The organism is Verrucomicrobiales bacterium (assembly GCA_016793885.1).
In the GTDB taxonomy this organism is placed as follows: Bacteria; Verrucomicrobiota; Verrucomicrobiia; order Limisphaerales; family UBA11320; genus UBA11320.
The window spans coordinates 13,180-38,876 of record JAEUHE010000039.1 but is presented as its reverse complement, the minus strand read 5'-3'; the positions used below and the strand labels follow the sequence as shown (position 1 = coordinate 38,876).

Annotated in this window: 2 protein-coding genes; both read right to left on the bottom strand. The window is 61.0% G+C overall.

The window, feature by feature from the left end; translation table 11 throughout:
- Nucleotides 1–3: 3 nt before the first annotated feature.
- Nucleotides 4–4,032: a hypothetical protein gene (locus tag JNN07_05015; protein ID MBL9167078.1), complete on the bottom strand. Its 4,029-nt coding sequence runs from the start codon at nt 4,030–4,032 to the stop codon at nt 4–6.
- Complete coding sequence (locus JNN07_05010; protein ID MBL9167077.1) at nt 4,029–25,268, bottom strand: VCBS repeat-containing protein; 21,240 nt, start codon at nt 25,266–25,268, stop codon at nt 4,029–4,031. Before JNN07_05010 ends, JNN07_05015 begins: the two co-directional genes overlap by 4 nt.
- Between the last annotated feature and the right edge of the window lie 429 nt (nt 25,269–25,697).

Sequence of the window (25,697 nt, the reverse complement as noted above, 5' to 3'; positions counted from 1 at the left end):
GGATCAAGGACGGAAATTGTTCACCGGATTCGCCATATCGAGCAAAAGGACGGCAACCTTGGGTATCAGGAAGTCGTTACCCACCAAACGCCCGGACTCATAACTGGCCACCAGCCACCGGCCGGATTCGGAGTCCAACATCCGAACCCCACGGGCATTGGCGACCCCCAGCTGACCGAGCAACTGGTAGGCGCTGTATTGACTGGGAAAGCGTGAGAAACTGAAGGCATTGACACCGGAGGCCAGGTTCAGGCTGGCGGCACCAGCTGCCCCGAGGTCGAGAACTCGGCCAGACTCAAACTCGATCCAGAGGAAGCTTCCCGCCACGAGATCAAAGTTGGCGCCACTCGGCCCGGCACCGCTCCAAGTGGCCGTCTCCTTCACGGGCTTGGGAACCAGGGAGGAATAACGGCTGATCGACTGGATGCCGGCTTGCTGATGCCAGAGGGTCAGCAAGGTGTGGGCATTGCGCTGCGAAGAAGCCATGGCCGGCGTAATCGCCACGGCGTTGGCATTCTGGAAGACAGCCTGGAGTGCGGGCAGCTCGGCCACCTGAATTCGAGCCAGGTTGGTCACCGCCTCTTGCCAGACGGCGCGGCCACCCGAGATGGCCACGCGGTCCTTTTGGGTGCGGGTGCGGGTGATGGGTACCGCCCGCAGAGTGGGAAGATGAATCAGGCGGACGTTGGGTTGGGTAACTCCCAAAGAGTCCTCCAGGCACGCCAGCCAAGTTCCGTCCAAGTAGGGACGGAACTCATCCTCGGGAGTCTGAGTGATGCGGACTTCCGTGTCCCGGAACAGATCGTATCCGTAAATATCCACCTGGTCGTTGCGGTTGTCCGCCCAGACGATCCATCGATCGTAGATCGCCGGGCTGTACTGACCGAAGGGGTTGGTGGTGATCCTTCGCGCTTCGCCAGTCTCCAGATTCTTGAAATAGATTTCTCCGAATCCGACATTGCGGAAGTCCTGCCAAACCACTCGGCCCTCCTGGATGTCGGGATCCAGCTGATCCTGGGTCGAGGAGGAAACGATCACGGTGTCCCCCGAGACGGCATGGTAGGCGCGCAACTGCCACGGGGCGCTGGCGTTGCCGGCCACGCGACTTTGGAAAACGACCCACGGCCACTCGATGCACGGATTCACCTCATCGCGATTGGCGGTGTCAGTGATCTTTCGGGGAGGTGCGGCGCTCTGCAGATCCTTGATGTAGATGTCCCAAGTTGCATTCGTCTGTCGGCCTTGCCAGACCACATGACGCCCATCGGTTTTGGGCGACTCCTGGCTCAGGATCCCAGAAGTGAGCTTTAAGGGTTGGGTGCCTGACTCCGCGAGATTCTGCGCGTACACTTGAGAATAGCCGTCGCTTTGATCCTGCCACACGCCCCAGCGTCCCCGGGCATGAGGGTTGCGCGGGCCACGGATGACATCGGCCAAGGTCTGTGGATCGGAAGTGAGGTTGCCGATTTGGATCAGCCGCGTCGTGAAATTGGTACGGCCCAGCGCATCGCTGAGGGTGATGCGGGCCGTGTAATACCCGGGCGGCAGAATGGCACCCCCTTGGTCTTTCCCATCCCAGTTGAAGGAGATGAGGTTGGTTGCCACGTTGGTAAACACTCGGGTGTATACTTTGGGAAGCGACGAAAAATCGGATCCATAGGTGGGATCCGTGAGCCAGGTCGCTGTGGTCGCGTTGCTGATCAGCTGGAAGATGCCGCCTGACTTGCCCACCACCGACACCACCTGCTGAGTCGGATCGAGAGTCGGGAGGATGAGCGGGTTAGCCACGGGAGTCTCCGCGCGGAAGAAAGAGCCGTTGAGGGTCCAGCGGTAATCGGTCACTCCGGATCCGCCAATCGTCAGAGTCGCGTTTCGCAGCCGGCTCGGCGTCGGGGGAACACCCGAGATCAAGACCGGCGGCGCGGTGGGGTTGATCGTCCATCCCACCACCACAGCGCTGGTTTCGGGAAGGTAGCTACCCTGGCTGGATCGCCCCAGCACTGCGACCGTGTGCGGACCATTGGACAGATTGCTCAAAACGAGCGGGGAGGTGACCGGAATTTCGGCGCTCCACGCAGCAGAATCCAAACGATACCGATACCACTGCACCTGGTCCCCGCCGATGGTGAGCGTCGCGGAGGTATTGCGGGTCGGCGAGCTCGGGGTATTGCTGACGGTTACCCAGCCGATCACACCCTGAAAGATGTCCAGCTTGGCTGCCGTCTCCGCGGGATTGGGTTGAATCTGAAACTGGATGGGAGCCTCGGACGGCCGAATGGAGAGAGCATCGCCTGGAACAAAGATCGCGTCCGCTGGCGAGGTGACTTTGGAAAAATCCAACGAGGCCTCACCCGAGACCACCAGGAGGTTGGTTTTGGCCACCTCCCGGTTACCCGCGTTGTCGGTGGCATAGTACACGATTTTGTAATTCCCCGGCTGGTTGAGTGTGAAGGGTAAGGCCGGAATGAACGGAGAATTGGTGAGACTGTAGACGATGCTGACCGGATTCACGTCCTCGGAGATGAAGTACATCTGCGTTGCGGGCGTGATAAACACCGTGGAGCCAGACTCGGTCGCCGGGCCGGCGAAGTGCAAGGTGGTGACGGGAGCTATGGTGTCGGGACCGCCGGCAGCATACGTTATTCGGTAGGTGTAGTTACCCAGGTCGACCCGATCGAAAATATTGAGCCAGTTCTGACGCGTGTTTCCCAGCTTGGTGTAGCGGATATTCGTCCAGACATTGTTCGTGTTGACGACCTTGCCATCGGAACGAACCACACTCCCGATCTTCAGCTTGGCTTGCCCGGGGTCGACCACTCGCACGTAACCCCACCCGTCCTTGTCGGCGCTCACTCGAACTTCGAAGCTTCCGCCTGCCCCGGCGCTGCCGATGACCGTGGCGTCGGAAAGCAGGTTCACGGGCAGCACCTCGCCCTGACTTTCGTAAAGGCTGTCCGGATACATGTCGACATCCCGGTCTACGTCAGCGAGAAAATCCTTGAGCTGATCGCGCCCCGGCTCGTCGTTAAGAACCTCCTTCGCGATAAAATGGGCGTTGAGAGCGATGATGACCGAGGTCTCCTCCCCGCCTAGTTCCGTCGCATGCCGATAACTGGCGCGAAAATCTACGAACTCGCCCGACAGCGAGGTGATCATATCCCAGGAACCCTTGCGAGTCTGTCCAGGCTGGATGTCGCCCAGATCCACCAACAGGCTGGGGGTCCGCTGCGGAACGTCCGCAACACGCGCGCCGAGCAACTGAGCCACCAACAACAATCCATTGATGTTCTCGACGATCCGCGGCTGCTTGGAATCGATCTTAAGCTTACGAGCCGGACCGTGGCCCACGTTCTTCACCAACACACCCAGGGTGAACGGGATGGGACTCTCAACTTCGGGAGTGAACGGATCATCGCCTTGCACATCGCGAGGCTGGAAATAGTTAATCTCGAGCTGGGGTTCGGGACGGACGGTGATCGTGTCCGGAACCGCGAACAAGACATCACCAGGAATGGTGGCCCCACGGATCTTGCCGGCCAACTTGCAACCCACGCGATAGCGCAACCCGGCGGGGCTGGTTCCACCCGCAGCGATCTTGGGGATGATGAACCACCGGATAACCGCTTTGGTGGTGGGAGCGATCACTCCATTCCCATCGATGCTGTTGATGTTTTGGAAAGTCGGGGCCCGAACGAAAAAGAGCGATGAGGCATCGACCGGCGCGCCATTGGTTCCACCGACCGGATTCTCGAACGTCAGCTCCGCAAAGAAGTCAGTGATCGGATCGGCCCCATCATTATCCGTCACCTCCAGGGTCGCTTCAAACCCGATTCGCTCCAAGGTCAGCTCCTGTTCGATGACCATTTTGACCCGGGAACAGACGCCCTGGAATTGCTGCTGGCCCTGGAGGCTGGCCAGCGGGAGAATCAGGCTGATCACCATCAGCCAGCGATGCGCGAGTGTCTTCAAAGTTCTAGGCAGGAACATATCCAGAGCTGATTCAGTTCGAGGGAGTGTGAGAGGGGTGTTCATCGGGCCACCTCCTTTGCCCGCGCGTCCTCAATCCTGGGCGGCGGAAGGGTGAAGCCGGAGAACGGCGCGACCACCGACGGAGCTCCGCAGCTGTCCTGCACCAGCAGGCCATTGGCATAGAAGGTATGATCGCCGGAGTTGATGAGAGTGTGGACGGTGAATTCCCCGGGCTGATGCTCGATCCTGTTGACCCGGACGCGCTCGCCAGTGGTGTCGGTCAGCCAGTCGCCCACCCGAACTTGACCCGCTTGGGACCAGCCTTTGCCGTCCAACCAGAGCATGTGTTCCGCGGTGGTCTCCAAGGTGCGGCTCTCGGAATGAATCACCAGCAGGTCGACCACCTTGCGGGTCTGGACTTCGCGCACCACCGCATAGTCGCCGGAGCCGGGCCCCGTCTTAACTCGGTCCCCAACCACCGCCGCATCGATGCGCTTGGTGGATCCATCGGCCAGGGTAACCAGTGTGTCAGCCGTGAAGCATCCGGGACCGCCCGGGCTGAACTGCGAGAAGCTTTGAGGTCCGCGACCCAAACCGGAGCCCGGACTACTGCTTCCGCCGTCACCCGCACCAAAGCATCCTAACGCTTGGCACGCACAACTGGCCAGGTTGATAAAGAAGGAGACCACCCAGTTCCCCGAAGGGCATGGGAGAGGTGAGACCGGAATGGGACTGAAGTTGGGCGAGCAGAGCACCGAGTAGGTAATCGCGGCGCTCGCTGCGATGGCCATGGCCGTGCGCAAGTCAGCACAGGTCGCGCAGGCGTTGGCGATCGCCATCAGGCCGCCCACCAGATCCGCCAACCCGCCCAACCCGCCGGTGGCGCAGTCCGCAAAGGCCTGCGACGGTGTCGCGTTGTCGCCGAAGGAAGGCGGGAACTGAACGCCACCCGTGATATTTCCATCGGCGTCGATGTCGCGGGTCAGACTCTTACGCCGATCGGTATAGGTTCTGGCCACCTTGCCCGCCCCGGCGACGGACCCGGTGTTCGGAGCCTGGAAGGTGAAGCGCATCGGGATCTCGACGGATTCCTGGGCGCGGAGCACGGGCAGATAGCTGATGAGCGGGGACAAGACGCCACCTCGACCATCGCTCATGCCTCGGATGGTGACATCCGTCATCTGGATCAGGCCGTAGTTCTTGGCGGTCATGATGTAGGTGGCCTCATAGCCATAGCCTACGTTCTTGAAATCCATGTGCGGCGGCGTGAGCACGAGCACGGGAGCGGGCACATGCGTTTCAAAGGTCTGCTCAATGACGATCTCGTAGCGATCGGTGTAGGGCACCGGGACGACGGAGAAGTTGACCGTGACCAGGGCCCGCGAGAGCCGGGTTTCCACCAGCACCGTTTGGTCAGGGATCACTTCGATGACGCCCACCTCGGCGGAATGACCCGCCGCCGTTACCTGCCAGGCCCATGGACCTTCCTGCAGATCATTCACGGTCACAAAGCCGTTGGCATCGGTCTTCACCGTGAAGTCCTGACCGATCAGGGTGTTTCGAATGCGCACGGTGGCATTGGGCACCGGCTCCACCAGAATGTTGTCGACGAAGAAGCGCACACTCCCCTTGGCCTGTGAAGTGACGAGAGCGAAAAGCCCGGTCTCAAAGACGGCGGGCGAGTTGGTTCCCCGGATGATCAGCTTGTCCTGAAAAGCATCCAGCGGCGTCGAGGCGGGCGGGGCAAAGACCACCGTAAAGCTGTTGCTCGACCCGATCGGGAGGTCGGGCAGGTTGACCACTCCGTTGGAGTTGGCTGGCAGGTTCACCGACATCCAGGTGACATTCGTCGGGAGCTGCATGGTGACGCCTTGCAGCGGACGCAAGCCGCGGTTGACGATGGTGACTGACCGGCTGCGGATGTCACCTCGATTGACGCTCGCCTCCACATAGCCCACCGAGGGATCCGTCAGAACGAGCAGCGGGTTCGCCTGGAGCAACGTCAAGTTGGCGTGGAAGGTGGCCGAGGCTCCTTCGCTGGAGCGAAGGTTGAAGTCGATGACCGCGTTGTCGGGGGCGTCAAGGGTGGCCACCAATTCGAAGTTGATCTTCTCGGTGGATCGAGGGCGCAGCACGAAGTTGGTTTCCATCAACGAACGCGCGGTGACGGTCGAGGTCGGGGTCTTGACGTCACCCACGAAGGTGTAGGCGCTGCTTGCCAGAGCGAAGCCGGTGAGCTCCTCGTCACCCGTGTTGATGAGGGTGAGGAAAAACCGCTGGGTCCCGTTCTTGGACATCCGAATATCCACATTGGCAGGGCTGAGGTAGCAGCGATACAATTTCACCTCGGCCTGATTGAGAGTGTCGACCACATCGGGGTGGGCGGCCCAGATGTTCAAGGTGCCGCTCATACCCTGAGGAGGATTGTAGGTGTAGGTGAAGCTACCGGAGATATCGCTGGTCACGTTGTTCCAGAACTTGGCGCCACTGATCGAAAACCCGATGCGCAGCGGGGCGTTGGGCTTCGGCTGGCCGGTCGCCCGGTCGATGGCCTGGCCGCTGATGATAATGGGATCGCGGTCGGCATAAAGCCGGCTGTCGGTCGTCGCAACGCCATAGTACGGGGTGACCGCCAAAGCAGAGACCATGGAGCCGGAGATCGGCCCGGAGACGTCTTCGTTCTCCTGACCGAGCCGGTAGTAGAGCTTGCTGAACGTGGCCACGAACGCGGCGCTGTTGGTCCCCAGGGATTCAGGGACCAGAACCCCCGGGATGGTGATCGAGCGCGATCCGGCGGGAGGAATGCGCAGATAGCCCCGGCCGTCGGAAGTGAAGATGGTTCCAGGAGGAACGCCGATGTAATCCAGTTTACTGACTTCGGCTCCGAGGGAGTTTTGGACCGAGATCGACAGATCTCCGGGGTCAGACCCATTGGCACGTGTGACCAGCAGATCCAAATCGGCAAACCCCTGATTGAAGACCGTCAGGCTCAGGGTCGAAAGGCCACCGGCCAGAGGCTGTTGGGTGGCGTTCAAGGTCATGCGAGTCGCAGGACGCACCACCGCTCCGCCAGCGAATGCTTCCTCGTAGATCGCCCGGCTGCCACCGGCATCGGCGTCCTGAATAGCGCGCACCAGGAAGCCTTCCGGCTCCGGAGCCTTCGCTGCCGGCATGATGACCGAGGTCTCGAGCACCCCGCCCTCGGGCACCGGCTCGTGCACCTGGTTGCTCCGGGAGAGCGACGGCAAGCCCAGGATCGAACGGTGAACCTGAACCACGCCCAAGGGCAAAGCCGCAGAGGTCGTTCGATTCGACACGATCACCAACAGGTTGTCGAAGTAGTCGGTTACCAGCGGCTGCTCCACATCGCCGGCGAGGTTGTGGAAGAATCCCAGTGAGACATCGTTCACGTTGACCGTCCTCGGGGCGCTCTCGGCGTTGGTCGAGTTGACGGCCCTGACGATGTACTGGATACGGCTGCCAGCTTGAACGCCCAACGCATCAGTGAACTGAAGCGCTGTCAGCGGGGCGCCGTTCTGTTTGATGCCGTTGCGGTAGACATTGTATCCGACGGCGGTGTTGTCCGAGGAGTTCCAGGTCAACTGAGGCGGTTCACCCGAACGCACCAGCGCAGTGAAGTTCTGAACCGCGCCCACAAACAGTTCGATGTTGGCGGCGCTGCTGATCGCTTCGTTGCCCAGCGCATCCACGGAAGCCACCGTATAGCTCATCACCCCACGCGGCGGAGAGTCAACAATGGCCGTAGCCCCCGAGCCATTCACGGTGCGGATCGCTTGGCCGTTGCGATAGACCTTGAACAGGGAGGGGACCTCACCGGCTCCAGCCGCCCATGAAACCTGGACGCCGCTGCTCAGCAGTTGGACGGCCACCTGAACCGGAGTGGGAGGCGGCGTTCGATCCGAGATCACGGCGCGGGTGATGGAGTTGGTTCCTTCCGAACCCCGACGAACAGCGGTCACACTGTAGAGGTGGTAACCGTCCGACGGCGGCAAATCGATCCAGCTGTTAGAAAGGATGGTCTCAGCGACCATGTTGGTCGGAGTTAGGAACACATTGGTGCCGGGCTGCGAATAGAGGCGGTAGCTCTCGGCATTCGAGACGGCGGTCCATGACAATCGAACCCGACCCTCACTCAAGCTGCTGGCGGAGAAGTTAACCGGCTGTCCGGGCGGCTTGGGCAGCGCTGTGTTGTAGAGCTCCAACGTTTGGCCGGAAGTGATCAGTTGACCGATGTTGTCCAGCGCGTCGCGCGCGTTGAGGGTGAACGTGCCATACCCAGAACCCATGGCGGCCACGGCGGTGAACGATCCAATCCAGTTGGAGCCGTTTCCGGTGACCGGGATGTTGACGAGCGGTCCGACCGGCGGGGTGAAGCCCACCGTCGGGGTAGTCCCGGGTTTCGCGGGTTCATTGAGCGTGAGGCTCACCGTTACCAGCGTCGCGTTCGTCGTTTGAACCGGCGCTCCAGGCACCGTGACAATGCTGCCGGTGGGAGGCCGGACATCAATAGCCATCGACGGACCCTGAGGCGGTCCATTGAAGGTGTTGCCGGAAAGGTCCCGGCCCGACACCACCAAACCCAAGGCACCAGAGGCAAAGGAAGGCGTGACATTCAGAGTCGCCTCAAAGGTGTTCAAGGCCGCGTTGCTAAGGGTGAGTGCCACCGGCGTGCTGCCGGTGGGTACCAGGGTCAGCGAGGGAACGGAAACGAGCGGCTCCGAGGAAACGAGAGTGATCCTCAGAGGGCCTACTGCCACAGGTGAAACCTTGCTGTAGGAAACCGTGAAGGACGGCGGGACGGGATCGTAGTTGAAGGGAGCCAGGTTGGAGAGCGCACTGGCATTCCCCGCGCTGTCGTAACCAACCACCGCGAAATAGTAGTTTCCCGGCGTGAGCCCCGAGGGACGGTAGTTCATCGCGGTCAAGATCGGACTTTGACGACTGGCCTGCGCGGTGGTCGTGAAGCTGTTCGAGTGCCAATAGACACGGAAGAACGCCGGTCGCTCGCCAGCGGTCGCAAACGTCCAGGACAGACCTAACCCCTCGATGACGTTGTAGTACAGAGTGTCCAGCACAGGAGCAGCGGGTGGTCCGGTGTCTCGGACCACATTGCGGATCCCGGAAACCGCGGAGCCTAGGGTGTCGAAAGCCGTCGCAACGAAGGCATTGTTGCCTTCCACCAGCGATACGTTGTCGAAGCTCCAATTGCCGGCAGCGTCGGCGGCACCAGTTGCGGCCGGGGCACTGTTCTGCACCAAACGAATCGGGATCAGAGGCTCAGCTGTGCCCCGCACGGAGATCGTGCTCTCGCTTCCGTTCAGATCGCTGGCGGGAGTGGTGATCAACGGTGCGGGCGGAGGCGACAGATTGAACGTCACGTTCAGCTCCCGCGTGGCGAGGTTCCCGCTGGTGTCGCGGGCGGCAAGGCGAACGCGGTGCACTCCGTTGGTGGACGAGCGCATATCGTAACGATAAGCAAACGCGCCGCCGGGCTGGGTGGCGACCAGCTGACCATCGACCAGGAAGTCGATGCCCGCCATCCCCAAAGGCGCAGAGGCGCCTGCCGTGACCGTCAAGGGTCGCGTGAGGACCTGCCCCTCCGTAAGGCTGAAGGCGGTCAGATTGGGACCGGCGGTGATGTAGCTGAGTGTCAGAGCAACCGGAGCGCTCGTTTGACCCGTTACACTGCGGAACTGAGCGTAGACCGTTTTCGAACCACCCCCGTCGCTCAACTGATAATCCAATGGGCTGCGGAAGGCCTGATAGAAGATGGCCAGGAAGGCGGAATCCTCGCTCACACGCACGGAGTCGGCGGTGCGGCAGGCGAGCCGGAGGCGGATGTCGCGGCTACCCACTTGGGTCACGCCGTTGGACAGCCCGATCGCGGGCGTCAGCAAGGGCTCGCCCAACAGGAATCCGGATCGGTTGACAGTCCCGCGCAGAGAGCCATCGATCTCCCCGGCGACCGAGGTTCCCCACCAGTTTTGAGTCGCAATGATGGAGCCAGCACCCGCTGAGAAAGCGTTGGTAGGATTGTTCTTCACCACCGATTGTCGGAGGTTCACCACTCCAGTGCTGGTGCTGATCAGTCCGATGTCGTTGAAGGCGATCAAAGCCTCGGTTGTCGTCAGCGAGGCGGAGCCCAGCAAAGTGAGCCCAGCCGGCGAGTTGCGAAGCGCTGTAAACGCCTCCACGGTGGGCGAGACGTTGCTAAGGGTCAGGCCGCCACCAAACTGGACGAACACGTGCCGGAGAACCGATCCGGTTGCACCCGCGCTCAGCGTGATCCCCTTCCAGTCACCCGGATTGGCCTCAAGCCCGGCGATATCATTGGCAGAGGTGAAGACGATCGGATCCAACGCACTACCACTCGCCACCAGCCGTCCCTGTTCGACCGTAATTCCGGCGCCCGCGGCGAAGCGAATCGTGGTCCCGGCTCGAACCGTGAGGGTCGCATTGCTGGTGATCACCATCGGCTGCAGGATATCCACCACCGGCGCATCGGCGGAACCGAGGTTCAAGTTGGAGGTGATCCGTCCGGCAAAGGGATCCTTCCAGGTTTGAGTCGTCACCTGCGGGTTGTGACCGCCGGCCGAATTGTAACCAACGACAGCCACATAATAAGTAAAGGATCGATCCAGACCCAACACCTCGGCGGAGCGAACTCCTGCGCCCAGGGTCTGTTTGGGAGTCAAGCCCTGCACGGATGTGAACGGCGTCGTTTCGTAAAATAACCAGAATCCCTCAAATCCAAGCAGATTAGCCGTGGAGTAGCCGGCCCACGAAAGCGAAGCCGACGAGGCGTCCTGGGCAGTGAGTACGAGCGCCACCGGAGCCGGAACCGACCGCGGCAAGGACATGGGGATGGAAGCGACCGTCGAAGGAGCGTTGCCCGCGGCGTCGAGCGCGACGATGGCGATGTGATAGGGGGTGTCCAAGGACAGCCCGGTGAAGACATGGGATCGAGCGTTCCGCCCCAGGGTGGTAATCGGAGTCAGACCGGTTAGCACTGTGAAGGGTGTCGAGGCGCGATAAACCCGGAATCCACCCAGATCGGCGGGTGCCGCATAGCTAGACCAACCAAAGGTGGCCGATGCCGAATTTGAGGAAACTAGAACGGGGGAGGGTTGGACGGGCGGCGTGACATCAACCACCAACGCCAGGACATCGGCCGCCGCCATCGTCAAGCCCGTCTTGTCTTGGGCACGGGAGACCTTTACCAGCGACAAGCCATCCAGTCCCGGGCCGAACCCGATAGCCGGCGTCCGGTAGGTGTCGTTCGTTTCGATGGTGGAAAGCCAGTAGCCCGCGCCCGTGAGGCTGGGCTGCGCCGCCCCCGAGCTGTTGGTGACCAGGACGAGGGGATTGATCGCCGGGTTCATCGATCGGTCAAACTGCAGGCTGATACGGTAGTCCGAGCTCGCCGGCACCGGGTTGGTGACCGTGGTGTAGCCCCCGACGCCGATGTTTGTGAACCCACCACTCGCGCGCACCACGACGGGCAGAAGACTGTTGGAATCGTAGTAGGCGATGTACTGCAAGTTGGTGGGATCCAGGGTCGAGAATGTCTTGCTGAACGACCGAGTGGATCCGGCGGGAGATCCGTTCAGGCGAAACTCGCGGAACGTGAAAAGAGTTGGCGAGTTGGTCAGTCGAGCCGGAGCGGTGATGGTGGTTGACTGGCCATTTGAGTAGGTGCCGGAACCGCTGATGACCGCCAGGCCACTGGGAGAGGTTGCTGTGGTGACCACATGGAACGGATTGGCTTCCGCATAATTGGCGACCAAGAAGCGCTGAGCCGTGATGGTATTCGTCAGCCTAGGAAGCAATCCAACCACCTGACCTTGCTCGGTCCAGTTCACAAAGCGATAGCCAGGATTCGGATTGGCGATCAACACCGCACTGGCGCCGTGGAAATAGGTTCCTTGACCCTCGATGCTCCCGGCGACCACGGGATTGTTCGAGGCGGTGATGGAGTAGGCGGGCAGGCTGAAGTTTGCCACCAGACTGCGCGGACGGGACACCGTGAAGGAATAGCTCGGCGATGCACTCTGGAACACCCCAGCCTCGGTCCAGTTCACAAAGAAGTAGGGTCGGTCGTTGGTATTGGCCTTGGCCGTAACCGTCAGGGGATTCCCACTCACATACGAACCCGCACCGGTCACCGCGCCCCCCTCGGAGGGGCTGGCACCCACGGCGATCTCAAAGAACTGCGCGATGACGAATTGAGTCACGGCGGTGTTAAGCTCCGCGCTGTCGTGGCCCGCCGCATCAAACTCATAATTCTCATTCAGCGCATCGGTGGTTACCTGCACCTGGTAGGTGCCTGCGTTGGTAGTGGTCACGGTCGTCTCTCGCTGGAGCGATGCACCCACCGCCAAGCCTGCCGGGACGGGGATGTCCGAGGTGACGATGACCTGGCCATTGTTGAGGTTGCGCACCACCAAACGATCACGGAAGCCAGTCTTGGCTAGACCATCGCCGCGGTTTGCCGTCCGCCAGCGAAGGGTGTAGATGCCCTGTCCGGTAGGACCGGTCGCCTGCAGATCCTCGACCTTGAGGTCGGGATAGGGAGCCCGGTTGATTCGGAAGCTATTGCCCGAGACCGTGATGTTGTCCGTTTCGAAAATGAATTCGTTCACGGCATTGCCCGCGTCCGTTTGGGCAATCAGGAGGTAATCGCCACTCACGCCCTCGGGCAAGGTGGCCGACCCGTTCACGGCGTAGCCCACGCCGGGGTTCAACGTTCCAACCCGGTTGAAGAATCCCAGCGGAATATCATCCGCATCGCCCAGAACGGGGTTTAGGGAAAGGACGGCACGATCAACCCAGGAACTCACGGGGGTAGCCAGCTGTCCTACGTTGGTCACAGAGAAACCAAACGAGATGGACTGGCCGCTCAGCGGACTTCCTCCGGGAAGGCTTAGGTCGGTGACTTGCAGATTGGGGAAACTCACCGATCCGGTAGGCACTACCTGCACGTCGAGCTGGTACTGGGATCGGATATCGGACAGGCTGCCACCACCGCCCCGGACCAGCGCGAAGTAATTCCCTGTGGCCAACACGCGGACCTCGGCGATCTCATCGCCGGCGCGTCCGCCAACGACCTCATTCTGATACTGGCCCGCGGCGTTGTAGAGCGCCACCACGGGGACGTAGGTACTCCCCTGCGGCAGGCGCACGTTCAGGAACACAGAGGAACCATTCGTGATGTTGCCCAGGGCAAAGTAGTCGAGATCGGCCGCCTTGCCTTGGGTTCCCATGGCCGCACCGAAGCGGGCATTGCCATCCTGCTGAAGCGCCAACGAGGAGGCCGTGGCAATGGAATCGTTGGCCTCGTTTTCGACCTGCAGGGGTGGGGTTGAGAGCGCCACTCGGAAACGATACTCGCCATAATAACCATAGTTCTGGGTCACCAGCACCCGGTAAACACCATTGCTGGCGAGGGTCACGGGGTCGGACTGGCCAAAGCCCGCGTACTCGGCGTATAAATCTATGATAGCCGCGCCCGTCGTTGAGAGCACTCGATACCGCAGTCCCGTGGCTCCAGGCGCGCCTGGAACCTCCGCTGCGATGCTGACCAAATCGCCGGCCTTACCGTTGAAACTCCAATACTCCGCGTCGCCATTGCCGAACAACTTGCCGCGGGCCAAAGCGGTCCGGAAATTGACTGGACCTTCCTGCAACGCCAGGGGTGTGGCGGTGGACGGGGTGGAGTTGGTCTGGCTCGCCGCCTGCAAGCCAGGGATGGAAACAATGCTGAATACCTGGTCGTAAACGGCAGTGGATGGGTTGCCCAAACGGTCACGCAGCGACGTGGTCACGCGGAGGCGCGCGCGGCCGGGCTGAATCGGCCCGTTCAGCACCGCGAAAGCCAGCGAGGTCCCCGACGTATAGGCCGGGGCTTGAAGCGTGTAGCGAACATCATCGGAGGTGTCGAAAGCATCGTCGGCTCCGGCCCCGCGAAGGTCGAAGAGATTGTAGGGGTCGCTGGGATAGACGTCGACGACATCGGGAATCCCGTCGCCGTCCCCATCGCTGCCCGCGAACTCCATGATCCCGAAGTGGGATCCGGCCAATCCCTCGTCATTCCATTTTCCACCGTCCAGGAGAACGGCAAAGTCCTCATTGGCGGAATTGCTGGGCTCACCGGCATTCCAATTGACGAAGGTGGTGGCCGCCCCGTCCTGCCAGACGAAGCTTCCTTCCTGCAACTCATCAGACAGACCGATCCACAGGCCGCCACCGAAGGTGTCGTTGAGCCATTGATTCTCCAGCACATCGTTGATCGTGACCAATGTCCCGCCGAGCAGCCGGGCTTCCTCGCTCGCGTTGCGCCAGGATGTGCTGACACTGGTGCGCTGATACGCATGCGTTCCGTTGACCACCGGGCGCTGTGCCAGCCGGGCGATCTCGACATTCAAGTCCTCGCTGACTTCCAACGAGAACCGATCGATAAGACTTTCGCTCGCACTCCCGGAGGGAGGCAACGTCGTGGATACCACCTGGGGCCCTTCTCCATCGAAAACCTCCAAGCCCAAGAAATAGGTGGCTTGAAGTCCGGAGGTCCCGCTCAAGGCAGTTACCCGAACATAATAATCATCGCCTGCCCCCGGCGGAATCGCGTAGGCGAAGCTCGCGGCCGCTGCCGGCGCGTTGGTCAGGAGGGTGTTTCCCTTGTAGACCGCCCACTGATGCGAGAGCGTGCTGCTCGCCGGAGCCGTGTGGCTCAACTGGAGGAGCACACCCGCCGACAGATTGCCCAAGCGGAAAAAGTCGCCGGCAGAGTCGTCCCGATGGATTGTTCCGAAGACTTTGGCCGAGCGCTTGGTCGGCGATTCGGTCCAGGTTAGGCTCTGCGAGGCTCCCGTACTGTCATTGGATTCGACCTCCACCTGCACGGGAGCAGAGACCACCGAGACCCGCAATCGATACTCCCCGGCGAAACTGTAGTTGTAGCGGACGCGCAATGAGTAAATTCCGGCGCTGGGTAAAACTCGAGAGAAAGTGCCCCGTCCATTGTAATCGGCGCACCAAGTTTCGATGGCACTGCCGCCGGCCGGCGAATACAAGTCGATACAGCGGCCGCTGGCGGCGGGATCACCGGGATTTTCGATCACGACTTGAACCGAGTCGCCGGCCCCTGCCGGGAAGCTCCAGTAGTCCGTGTCCGCATTGCTGAAGATCACGCCGCGGGCCAGCGCAAAGGTTTGATCACCGCCATCGGGCGAAAGAGTTTCCTTCTCCCGCCCCAACAGGAACGTCATCTGGGCCGACCCATAGTTGACGATCGCTAGATCGGGACGATTGTCGTTGTTGATGTCCCCGATGTTGATGCCCAGCGGACGCCCCCCGGTGGCATAGCTTACCGAGGGCTCGAAGTTCAGAGGGCCGGTTTGGAAGAGGATACCCACCCGATCCACATTGAAACCCGTTGCCACAAGGTCCGCGCGCCCGTTCTTGTCCAAGTCGCCGATGGCGATGTAGTAGTTCAGACCCAAACCGGTCGCCAGCTTGAGCGGAGTCTGAAAGCTGCCGTTGCCATTGCCGCGAAACACCAAGAGCACTCCATCCGAGCCGCTGGTTACCAGGTCAGCATTCCCATCCGCATCCAGATCTCCGGATTGCACCGCATACGGCGCATTGCCGGTCGGGATGGTGGACGGCGCTGGGAAAGTGCCATCCCCTTTGCCCAATAACAAAGCCAGGTTGTCCGTGTTGTAGGTAGCCGTCACCAGATCAAGGCGGCCATCCTTGTTAAAGTCACCCGTGACGAGCTGATAGGGTGCTCCGCCCACGGGATACTGCACCGCCGGCTGGAAGAGCCCGCCACCGAGACCGAGAAGCACGCTGACATTGCCGCTGCCATAATTGGCGGAAGCAAGATCCACGCGCCCATCGCCGTTGAAATCGCCCGCGGCCATGCCGACCACCTGGGTTCCGGTTGCATAGTTGGTCAAGACGCGGAAGGATCCATTGCCATTGCCCAGGTAGATGGATACTGAGCCGGCTCCATAGTTCCCCACCGCAAAATCAGGGAAGGCATCGCCGTTGAAGTTGGTCAGCACCGGTTGAAGCGGTCCGGCGGCCGTCGAGGTCCAGTTCGTCTTCAAGGCGAAGGAGCCATCGCCCCCGCCGAGGAATACCGAGAAGGTGTTCTCTCCATAGTTCACGACGAGCAGGTCCTGCTTGGCATCACCATTCAGATCCGCGAGCAGGGAATACTCGGGATTGGTCCCCACCGCGACCGGACTGCCCGCGCGGAATAACCCGAGCGATCCGGGAACCGGCGCGCCCAATCCCACGGCCGTCGCGATGCTATCGTTGGCGCGGCTTTCCTGAATAAAGCCGGGCGTGTTGGTGACCGAGAACTGGTGAACATAGTTCGAGGCCAATGGTGTGCCGCTCGTGTCCGTTAGCTGGGTGCGGACGGTAAGCCGGTAGAGCCCGGGCTGAAGCGGGCCATCCGGAATGAGGTAATTCGCAGTCAGCCCGTTGGCGTAGGCGGGGGAGTTTTGAACGGTATAGAAGGAGTCATCCTGCGCATCGAAAATCTGGTTGGCGCCGGCGTTTCTCAGTTCATAGGAATTCGTGGAGAGCACGGTCGCAGGCGACATGTCCTCGGAGTAGCTCAGGCTGAACCGATCCAGCAGGGTTCCGATGGAGGATCCGGCCGCCGGCAGGGTGGTGGTGGTAACAAAGGGCGATGAGGTGTCGCGTAGCGAAATGTTTAACCGATATTCCGCTTGAACTCCCAAACCACCTCGACTGAGAGGGGAGAGCGGACTCCAGTTCGGGGCATTGAAGAGGGTGCCCGGTCGATTCACAGAACTGAGATCGCGAGCCGTATTACCCGCGCCGTCATCCAAGGGCCAATATCCCACCAAACCCGTTTCATTCCCCACGGGGTTCGCCGCCAGGAACGAACCAATTTCGGCGGCGGAAAGCGGCCGATTCCAAATCGACACCGAGCTGATCAGGCCTGCAAAATAGTTTCCGCAACACACCTCACCGCCAATCCACACGCCACCCGCATATGGGTTCCAGGCGGGATCCACGGCAGCGGTACCTGCGAGAATGCCGTTAACATAGAGGAAAACATTGGTGCCATCCGACACCCCAGCCACGTGATACCAGCGCGCGAGATCGACGGGCGTTGCCGCGGCGATACTCGCACTGCACGAGCTGGCCCCATCGGTTGGACGATAGGCCAGCCCCGGCCGACCATCTTGAAGAGTTAAGGCCCAGTCCTGGCAACCTCCGAGCCCGCCGACGATCGTGCGCCGCCCCGCTGGGGTCGCTGTTGGAAAGATCCATGCCTGAGCCGTCCATCGCTTGCCTGGCGACCAGGCGCCAACACGGACGCTGTCATCAGCCCCATCAAACCAGAGCGCATTGGTGGCATTGTTCGGCGACCGCAGGAACGTGGGAATCAGCCGCGCATAGTGCGCACCTGACTGCCCCGCTGGGATGACATAACTCAGATTCGTCTGTCCCGGCGCCGCGAGAGCCACGAGAGCCTCGGACGCATCGTAAACCGCCGGAGTCGCCAAAACGGTGCCGCTGGCAGGCCTCTGGGGCGTGAGGGAGATCTCCGTTCCGGGGGAGAGGTTGCCTAACCGGAAATAGTCGCCGGAATCCCCGCTGCTGAAGTAGCCAAAGAGGTCGGCCGTTTGACGGCCATCGGCTAAGCTGAAGGCCACCGGGTCGGCGGTGGCGATGGTGTTGTTGCTCTCCGACTCGTTCTGATAAGCACCCGGAGCCAGCGTGACCCGGAGGCGGTACTCCCCGGCATAGGCGTCATAACGCTCCACTCGAATGGAGTAGGTTCCTGCGGCGGTCAGACCGACGCTGAACTCCCCGCGGCCGAGATTATCAGTCACGAAGTTGTCCACCTCCGAACCATCAGGCCGATACAGGTAATAGCGAAGCTGACTGCTCGCAGCTGCCCCCAAGGATTCAAGCGCCAAGGTCAGCCGATCGCCCAACCGGCCGGAGAAGCTCCAGTAATCCAGGTCGGAGGCCTCCGCAAGCATGCCGCGAGCCGCAACACTCCGAAGCCGGGTAGCCGGATCCAACGTGGGGATTTGGGTGCCCTTTCCGTAGAGGAAGGCGATATCGGCCGAGTCGTGGTTGGCCGTCGCGATGTCGAGTCGCCCATCTTTGTTGAAGTCGTGCACCACCGCCGAGATAGGGCGGCCAGAGATGGCGTAATTCAGCACGCCACCAAACTGATCGTCTCCCAAGTTGAGCACGGTGACCAACCGACTGTTTCCGTAGGCGGGCAGGACGAGATCCATCGTTCCGTTGCCATCAATATCCGCCAGAGCAGTCTCGTAGGGATCGCTGGTCGGAACCGCGAACGTCTTGCGATCCAAGAAGGTTCCGTCGCCCCGGCCGGCGAAGTAGTTGATATCGCCTCCGGCCACGACAACGGCATCGAGGAAGGTGTCGCTGTTAAAGTCATACAAGGCGAGCGCGCCGGCGGTGGTGGTGACGGGATATTGCACCGGAGCGGCATAGGTCCCTCCCCCGTTGGCGATCAGGACGCTCAGAGTTTGAGCGCTGCGATTGGCCACCGCAAGGTCGTCAGCCGTGCCATCCCCGGCGATATCCCCAATAGCCACGCTAAAGGCTCCGGCACCGGTTGTGATATCCACGCCGGGATTGAAGGCGCCATTCCCCAAACCGAAGAACAAAGTCACCCTCCCCCCGGCCACGGTCGCCACGGCCACATCCAGATTCCCGTCGGCATTGAGATCTCCGACCGCCTGATAGTAGGGCTGGCTCGGAGTCACATAGTTCGTCAACGCGGTGAAGCGACCGGTCCCATCACCCAGCAAAATCGCCATGCGCGCCGCCTGATAAAGGTCGACACTTAGGTCGAGCTTCCCGTCCTTGTTGAAATCGGCGAGTGAGAATCCGACCGGCCCGCTCCCTACCGGAACGTTGGTCAGATTGATGAAGCTCGAGTCGGGCTGGCCTAAGAAGACAGACAGGGTGCCGTCATCAAAATTATTCACCACCAGATCGATGTTGGCATCGCCGTTCAGATTGGTTGCCACCAGGTGGTGGGCCTTGGAACCCTTGGACAACCGGTAGGTTTCCTGGAAGCTGCCGTCCAAGGCGGCACCCGGCAGGCTGCCTGTGACCGGGGTAGCCAGACCCAAAGTCCCGTTGGTGCGTCCCTCGATTCCAAAGCCGGAAACAGGAACTACCGCAAACCGCCGGACGAAGCTCGCAGCCAAGGCGTTTCCAAACCGATCCTTAATACTTGGGGTGACCGAAAAGCGGTAGGAACCGTATTGAAGCGGACCGTCCACCACAAAGAACGAAACGTTGGTGCCCCGCGCGTAGGTGTTCAGCCTCAGCCGGTACAGCAAGTCGTCCCCGGTGTCGAAGAGTCCGTCCGTCCCCGAGGCGCGCAGGTCAAATCCGTTCAAGCGGTCCGAGGCGTAGGGATCCAACGAGGAGGCCAGACCGTCTCCGTCCGCATCCGGGAGTTGGGGAACTTCAATTAACCCTCGGCGTTGCGTGCGGATAACATCATCGTACCATCCGCCGCCAGGAATCGCCAAGACGGCCCCGTCGGCGCCGCCATTGTTATCAGGCTGCCCGTTCTGCCAATTAACATAACCGGGAGCCCCGGAGCCCACCCACGAGAATGAATTCTCGGCGGATCGGTCGTTGTAACCGATCCAGAGATCGCCGGTCGCAGCGGCCGAGAACGTTCGAGCCAGGAACGCGTTCTGATCAGCGCTGGTGACGCGCGCCAGGTGACCACCTAAGGAGACCGCCAAGGATTCGGCATCGATCCAGCTCAAGGCCGTGTCGGAAACCACGAACTGGCGGGAGCCCTGGGTATAGACCACCCGGTTCAGCAGGTTGATCTGGGGATCCAGCTCCTCGTTGAATCCCACGACGAAGCTCTGCACGAGATTGCTAATAGAGGCGCTTTCCGAAGGCAGAGTCGTGGTGACAACCTGCAGGGACTTGGCTTCCTGGAGGTTCAGACGCAGGAGGTACTGAGCAGCCAGCGGGGCAGACGACGGGGCGGCGGTGCCTGAAGGAGACCAAACCGGGAACCCGATCAGAGCGCCCTGATTGGAGTTCGGAGTCGCGTCCGCCGCCACCGCACCCACGCCGTCATCCAGACGCCAGTAGGCGGCGAGCCCGGGCTCGGTGCCGACCAGACGCAGGGAGCGTGCGCTCGCAATCTCATTGGAAGCCCGCGCCACAGTCCAAACTCGGATCTCATCCAGCTTGCCGGCAAAATGATGATTCACCCCATCGCCCACGGAATCGGCCCCCAAGTGCAGCGGCCGCGTGTCGTAGTTGATCGACGTGTTGACCGTGCCTGCCGTCACGGTCTGGCCATCTACATAGAGCGATTGGAGATTGGCGGCATCATCGAACACATAGGCCAGGTGGTACCAACGTCCAATCTCAGGAACCCAAGGCACGCTCAACGTCGGGCCGCCGGAGATGTAGCCTCGAAGGACTCCTTCGGGCTTGCTATACCAAAGGGCATAGGAATTGTCGTCGCCGTTGCCCAGTCCTTTGGCGACCAGGACATCAGCATCCACCGGAGCGGCGAAATTCACCCAGCATTCGAGTGTGAGGTTGGCCGGACGAAGGGCGGGCGCGTCCGGCACCCGCACATATTGGTTGAGGCCGTTGAACAACAGGGAGCTTCCCGGCGTGCCGCCAAACGTTTGGGCAGGCGGCAGGGGATCGGCCAGAATACGGGCCGAGTAGTTGCCTCCTGGACCGACAGGAACCACATAGCTCAGGTTGGTGGAACCAGAGGCGGAGGAGGATTGCACTTGGCCGGAGCCGTCCAAAACCGAGAGCACGCCACGAACCCCGGCGGAGGAGGGTTGCTGGAGGCCCAGATTGATAGTGGTGCCAGCCTCGAGGAACCCAAGGTCGAAGTGATCCCCAAGCGCATCGCCGTAGCTAAGGTACCCGGCCATCACGCCAGTCAGCTGGCTGTTGGTGGATACAAAGGAGGGATAGTTCGCTCCCGCGATGGTGTTATTGTCCTCCACCTCAAACCCGATCGTGGCAGGCACCCGAGTGACCCGGATGCGATACTCTCCACGATAGCCATGATTCTCCGTGACTCGCACGAAGAAGGTGCCTTTCTGCGCCAGCGTCAGCGGAGGAGACTGCCCCCAGCCACTGCTGGTGGCGTAGAAGGTGTTCAGAATGACATCATCGTATCGATACAGATCAACCCGGAGTCCCGAGTTGCTGGGAGCACCCGGCACCTCAATCGCCACCACCACTCGTTCGCCAGCCTGCCCGAAAAACTGATAGTAGTCCTGATCCGCACCAGTGGAGAGCGTGCCCCGGGCGAGATGGGTTCGAACGCCGGAGCCCGCGGGATCTTCGGCGGGCGCGAGATTTGGCAACCCGTAGTAAGCCGACAACAGCCGCGAGGAATAGCGGCTCAACACGACATCCTGACGACCGTCCGCGTTGAAGTCGGCGATCGCGGTGCCGATCGGACTATTTCCCAGAGGGTAGACTTTAGGATCTTCAAAACCACCGGCGCCGTTGTTGATGAGCAGCGACCAGTTGCCGCTTCCATAACCCGGGACCAAGACATCCAGTCGTCCGTCGCCATCGAAGTCACCCAACCCGAGATGATAGGGATCGGACACTCCAGAGCTGTAATCCACACGGGCCAGGAAGGTCCCGTCACCTTTGCCCAGCAGAACGTTCACCGTGTCATCTCCCACGGCGGCGGAAACAACATCCAGCAAGCTGTCTCCATTCACATCTCCGATCGCCACCGCCCGAGTGCCGGCTCCCGAGGGATAATTCACTGCTGGTTGGAAGGTGCCATCACCTTTACCCAAGAGGGCAGCAACGTTGCCAGAGGTGCTGGTCGCCACCAGATCCACGTGGGCATCGTTGTTGAGTTTCCCAGCCGCCACCTGCATCACATTGCCGGTCACGGGATACGAGACCGGCGGGGCAAAACCGCCGTTGCCATTGCACAGCAGCACAACGAGCGATCCGCCATTGAAATTCGGCACGGCGAGATCCGTGAAACCATCGTTGTTGAAATCAGCCCCGACATGCTGGTAAGCCCCCGGCGCGCCGGTGATGGGAGTTCCCACAACCCAACCGCCCGGCACTCCCAAAGCCAAGACGACCGACGCCCCGTTGTAGCTCGTCGCCGCCAGGTCCGGAAGAGTGTCGTTATTGAACCTGCCCACCACCACGGACACGGCATCGTTGATGCCCGTGAGGTTGGTGGATGCGATTAACTGTCCGGTTCCGTCGTTGGTGTAAATCATCACCCCACCCGCTCGCTGAGCGACAGCCAGGTCCGGGCGACCATCACCATTCAGGTCGGCGGCCGCCATGAACTCTGGGTTGTTAGATCCGGTGAGATTGTAGGCAAAACCGAGAGTGCCGCTGGGATTCCCGTTGCCAGGGTTGAGGAACAACGCTGCTTTGCCGGCTACGTCATTGCCGCGGGTCTCCATAAAATAGCCCGGCGGGTTGGTGATCGTGAAGGTGAGCTGGAAGGTGCTGGCCAGACCATTTCCGATCCGGTCGCTAAGACCAGTGCTCACACGAAGCCGCGTCAGGCCGGGCTGAACCGGACCATCCAATATCGAATAGCTCGCGGACAACCCGGTTGAGTAAGCATCCGGAACGATGGGATAGATCGCATCGTCGGCTGTGTTGAAGTTCCCGTCCGGTCCCGCACTGCGCAGCTCGTAAACCGAGGAGTTGGTCACCGCAACCGGGCTCATATCCTCCGAGAAACCGAGCGTAAACCGGTCGAACAGCGTAGCGGCGGAACCGCCTTGCGCTGGAAAACTGGTCGAAGTGATCTGAGGCGGAACACTGTCGCTGACTGCGATATCCAGGACGTACTGGCTTCGGAGATCGGCGTTGGTCGACGTGACCCTCACCAAATAATTCGTGCTCGCCTGAAGCAGAAAGTTCAAGGAGTTACCAGCCACCGTCGCCACCGGCTCAGTGCCGGCGAGCAGGCTCAGAACCACCCCCTGCGGCGCCAAAGTGGAGCCATCGGGATAACGCGCGGTCACACTGACCGAGTTGCCGGCATTGAGATTCAACAGCGCGAACAGGTCGACAGCACCCAGGGTGGTTCCCGCGACACGACCCTGGGCCAGCCCAGCCCCGAAGGTCAGGGTCAACGGGGTGGCTTGGGCAATCGTATCGTTCGGCTCAGCCTCGAGTTGAGCACTACGACCCAGATCCACTCTCAGCCGGTAGGCTGCCGGACGCTGATCCGACCACACCCGAACAAAGTAAGTGCCCGGGGAACCGAACCGATACCGATCGATGCCCACAACTCCATCAGCTCCGCCTCCGACACTGGCCAAGTTCGAACCCGAAACCGTCTGGAGTTGCATCTGAGGATTGGTACCGGCTCCCAACGTCTCGAGGCGCAGCGTGACGACATCCCCCACCTCGGCATCGAACCGCCAATAATCCACATCGCCCGCAGCGCTGAAGATGCCAGACCCAATGGCGGTCTGGAAACCAGAGCCCGCCGGGGTCTCGATCATGCTGAGGTCCGAGGCCGTCGCGATGCTGTCGCTACCCGGAGTCTCCAACCGACCCGGCGACGGATGGACGATGGTGAAATCCTGGGTGAAGGGCGTCACTGCCACGCCATTGGTATCCACCAAACCCGCTCCGCTGGAGAACCGGTAGCGCGCTGGCTGCAGGGGAACGGCGCCCAAAATGGTGAACTGAATGCTCCGGCCGGTGTTGAAGGCGGGGACCAGCGCGGCCGAGAGTCCGACCGTGACATCATCCCCGTCCCCGAGCGTGGAGTTGGGGCCGGCGGAACGGAGGGACCAGTTAGCCAGGTTGGTCGCTGCGGCAGGTTGCAAAGGGCGGGAAGCGGCCACCGTGAATCGATCCAGCGCAATGGATTGGGTGGTGCCGGGCGTCGGCAGGGTGGTGGAGCTGATGATGGGAGCCCCGGCCGCAGCCGTGGAGCGAACGCGGACATTGTCGATACCCCAGGATTCGTCCCCCAGCTCCTGCAAGTTCAAGCCCCAGAAGCGCAGCACCGAGACTGAGTTGGACGGCACGAAGGTCAGCTCAATGTTCCGATAGATGGCATCCACATAGGAAGGCACGAAACCGAAGGCCGCACGTCCTTCGTCCGGCGAGCGTGGAAAGGTTTGGACGCCACCCGGGGGATTGCCATTGTAGTTCGCGAAACTTTCCCGGAAGAGAAGCTGATTGTCCGCCCAGACGCCGAGCACGTCGCCGCTGGAGGTGTTTCCTCCATCCAAAGAATCCAGGGCATAGAAGTCAAAACCCAGCGTGTAGGAGGTGCCGGGCGAAAGTCCGGTGAGCGTGAGCAGAACGTCGTCACTGCCCAAGCGACCTAGAAATCGGCTGAAGCGCATGGGTTCGCTGCCGTCGGTGAGACGAAGCGACCAACCGGCTCCTGCCCCCGACTCAAAATCAGTAAAATAAGGAACCGGAACGCCCGTTACCGCTGGGATGCATTTTCCGGAAGAGCCGGCCGCTTGGATGGATTGAATCTCGGCAAGCGACAGCGGCCGGTTGTAGAAACTGATCTCGTCCATCACGGCACTGCTGAAGTAATTGCAGCCACCGTGCTGGCCGATGACCGGAGCGCTCGAGGTCACGGGAATCGTGACCGAGACCGAGGCGGCACCCACAGCCACTCCATCCAGATAGAGCCGCATATTTTGGTTGGTTTGGGATCCATCGAACACGGCTGCCACGTGATGGAACTGGCCGTCGTTGGGAATTCGATTGGTGGAATCCAGCCCGACGCCTCCAATGCTGAAGTACAGCAGGCCGACCTTTGCCGGGCCTTGGTGCCCCTTGTACACTCCAAACTGATAAGCGACCGTGGAGCACCCTTCGCGTTTGGACAGAATCGTGTCCAACTTGTCCCCCGACACCGCAAAATTTGGTTGGATCCAGCATTCGATGCTGAACTGATTGTTGGTGGGCGACCAGACCGGGCTCTCGGGCAGATACATGACACTCGAGGGATCATCCCGAAAGGCGAAGCCTTGGCCGGCGAAGGCATTGGTGATTGTCACGCCGGCGCCCATGAGACCATGGAGTCCGCTTACCGGCTCCAGTGCGCTGCCATTACCCGAATACAGGGTGGCGAGGCCGACGGGCGGAGGAAGGCAGGCGGCCTGGACGGCGGTCAGAGGCACTAGCAAGGGGGCCGCGATCAACCCAGGCAGAAGAACACGAACCAACAACAGCCTACAAAGCATTCTCGGTAACATAAAGGCAACGTCTACTGGCACACATCGGCAACCATCCCAGCAGGCCAAGATCTTGATCATCAATTGGCCAGCTAAACCCGCCAGCCGTGGACGCTGGGGGTCCTGATGGTTCTCCGTGCTATCCCTCATCAACTGGCCCCACCTAGGGGCCGTTGAAACCATCGTCAAAATCCGTTTTGACTGGAGAGCGACTCTGGAATATCGGGAATTCGCTGGTGTCCTGGAACTAGACATCCAGCGTGTCGGTTATACTTCAGTCCGGGCGGTCTCACAAGTCGGAAGTGAAGTCAGCCGCTAGAAATCTCCAGGGCCGGCCTTGAGCAAGCCACTCGTTCAGCCGATGATGAGGCAGCATCTGAGACGGAGAAGCCGTGCGAATCGGAGCTTTCATTTCGGGGGTTGCCATCACCTTATCAT

Bases quoted from the DNA above. Each gene is read 5' to 3' on its own strand.
- JNN07_05010 (MBL9167077.1), bottom strand. From the start codon at position 25,268: ATGCTTTGTAGGCTGTTGTTGGTTCGTGTTCTTCTGCCTGGGTTGATC.
- JNN07_05015 (MBL9167078.1), bottom strand. From the start codon at position 4,032: ATGAACACCCCTCTCACACTCCCTCGAACTGAATCAGCTCTGGATATG.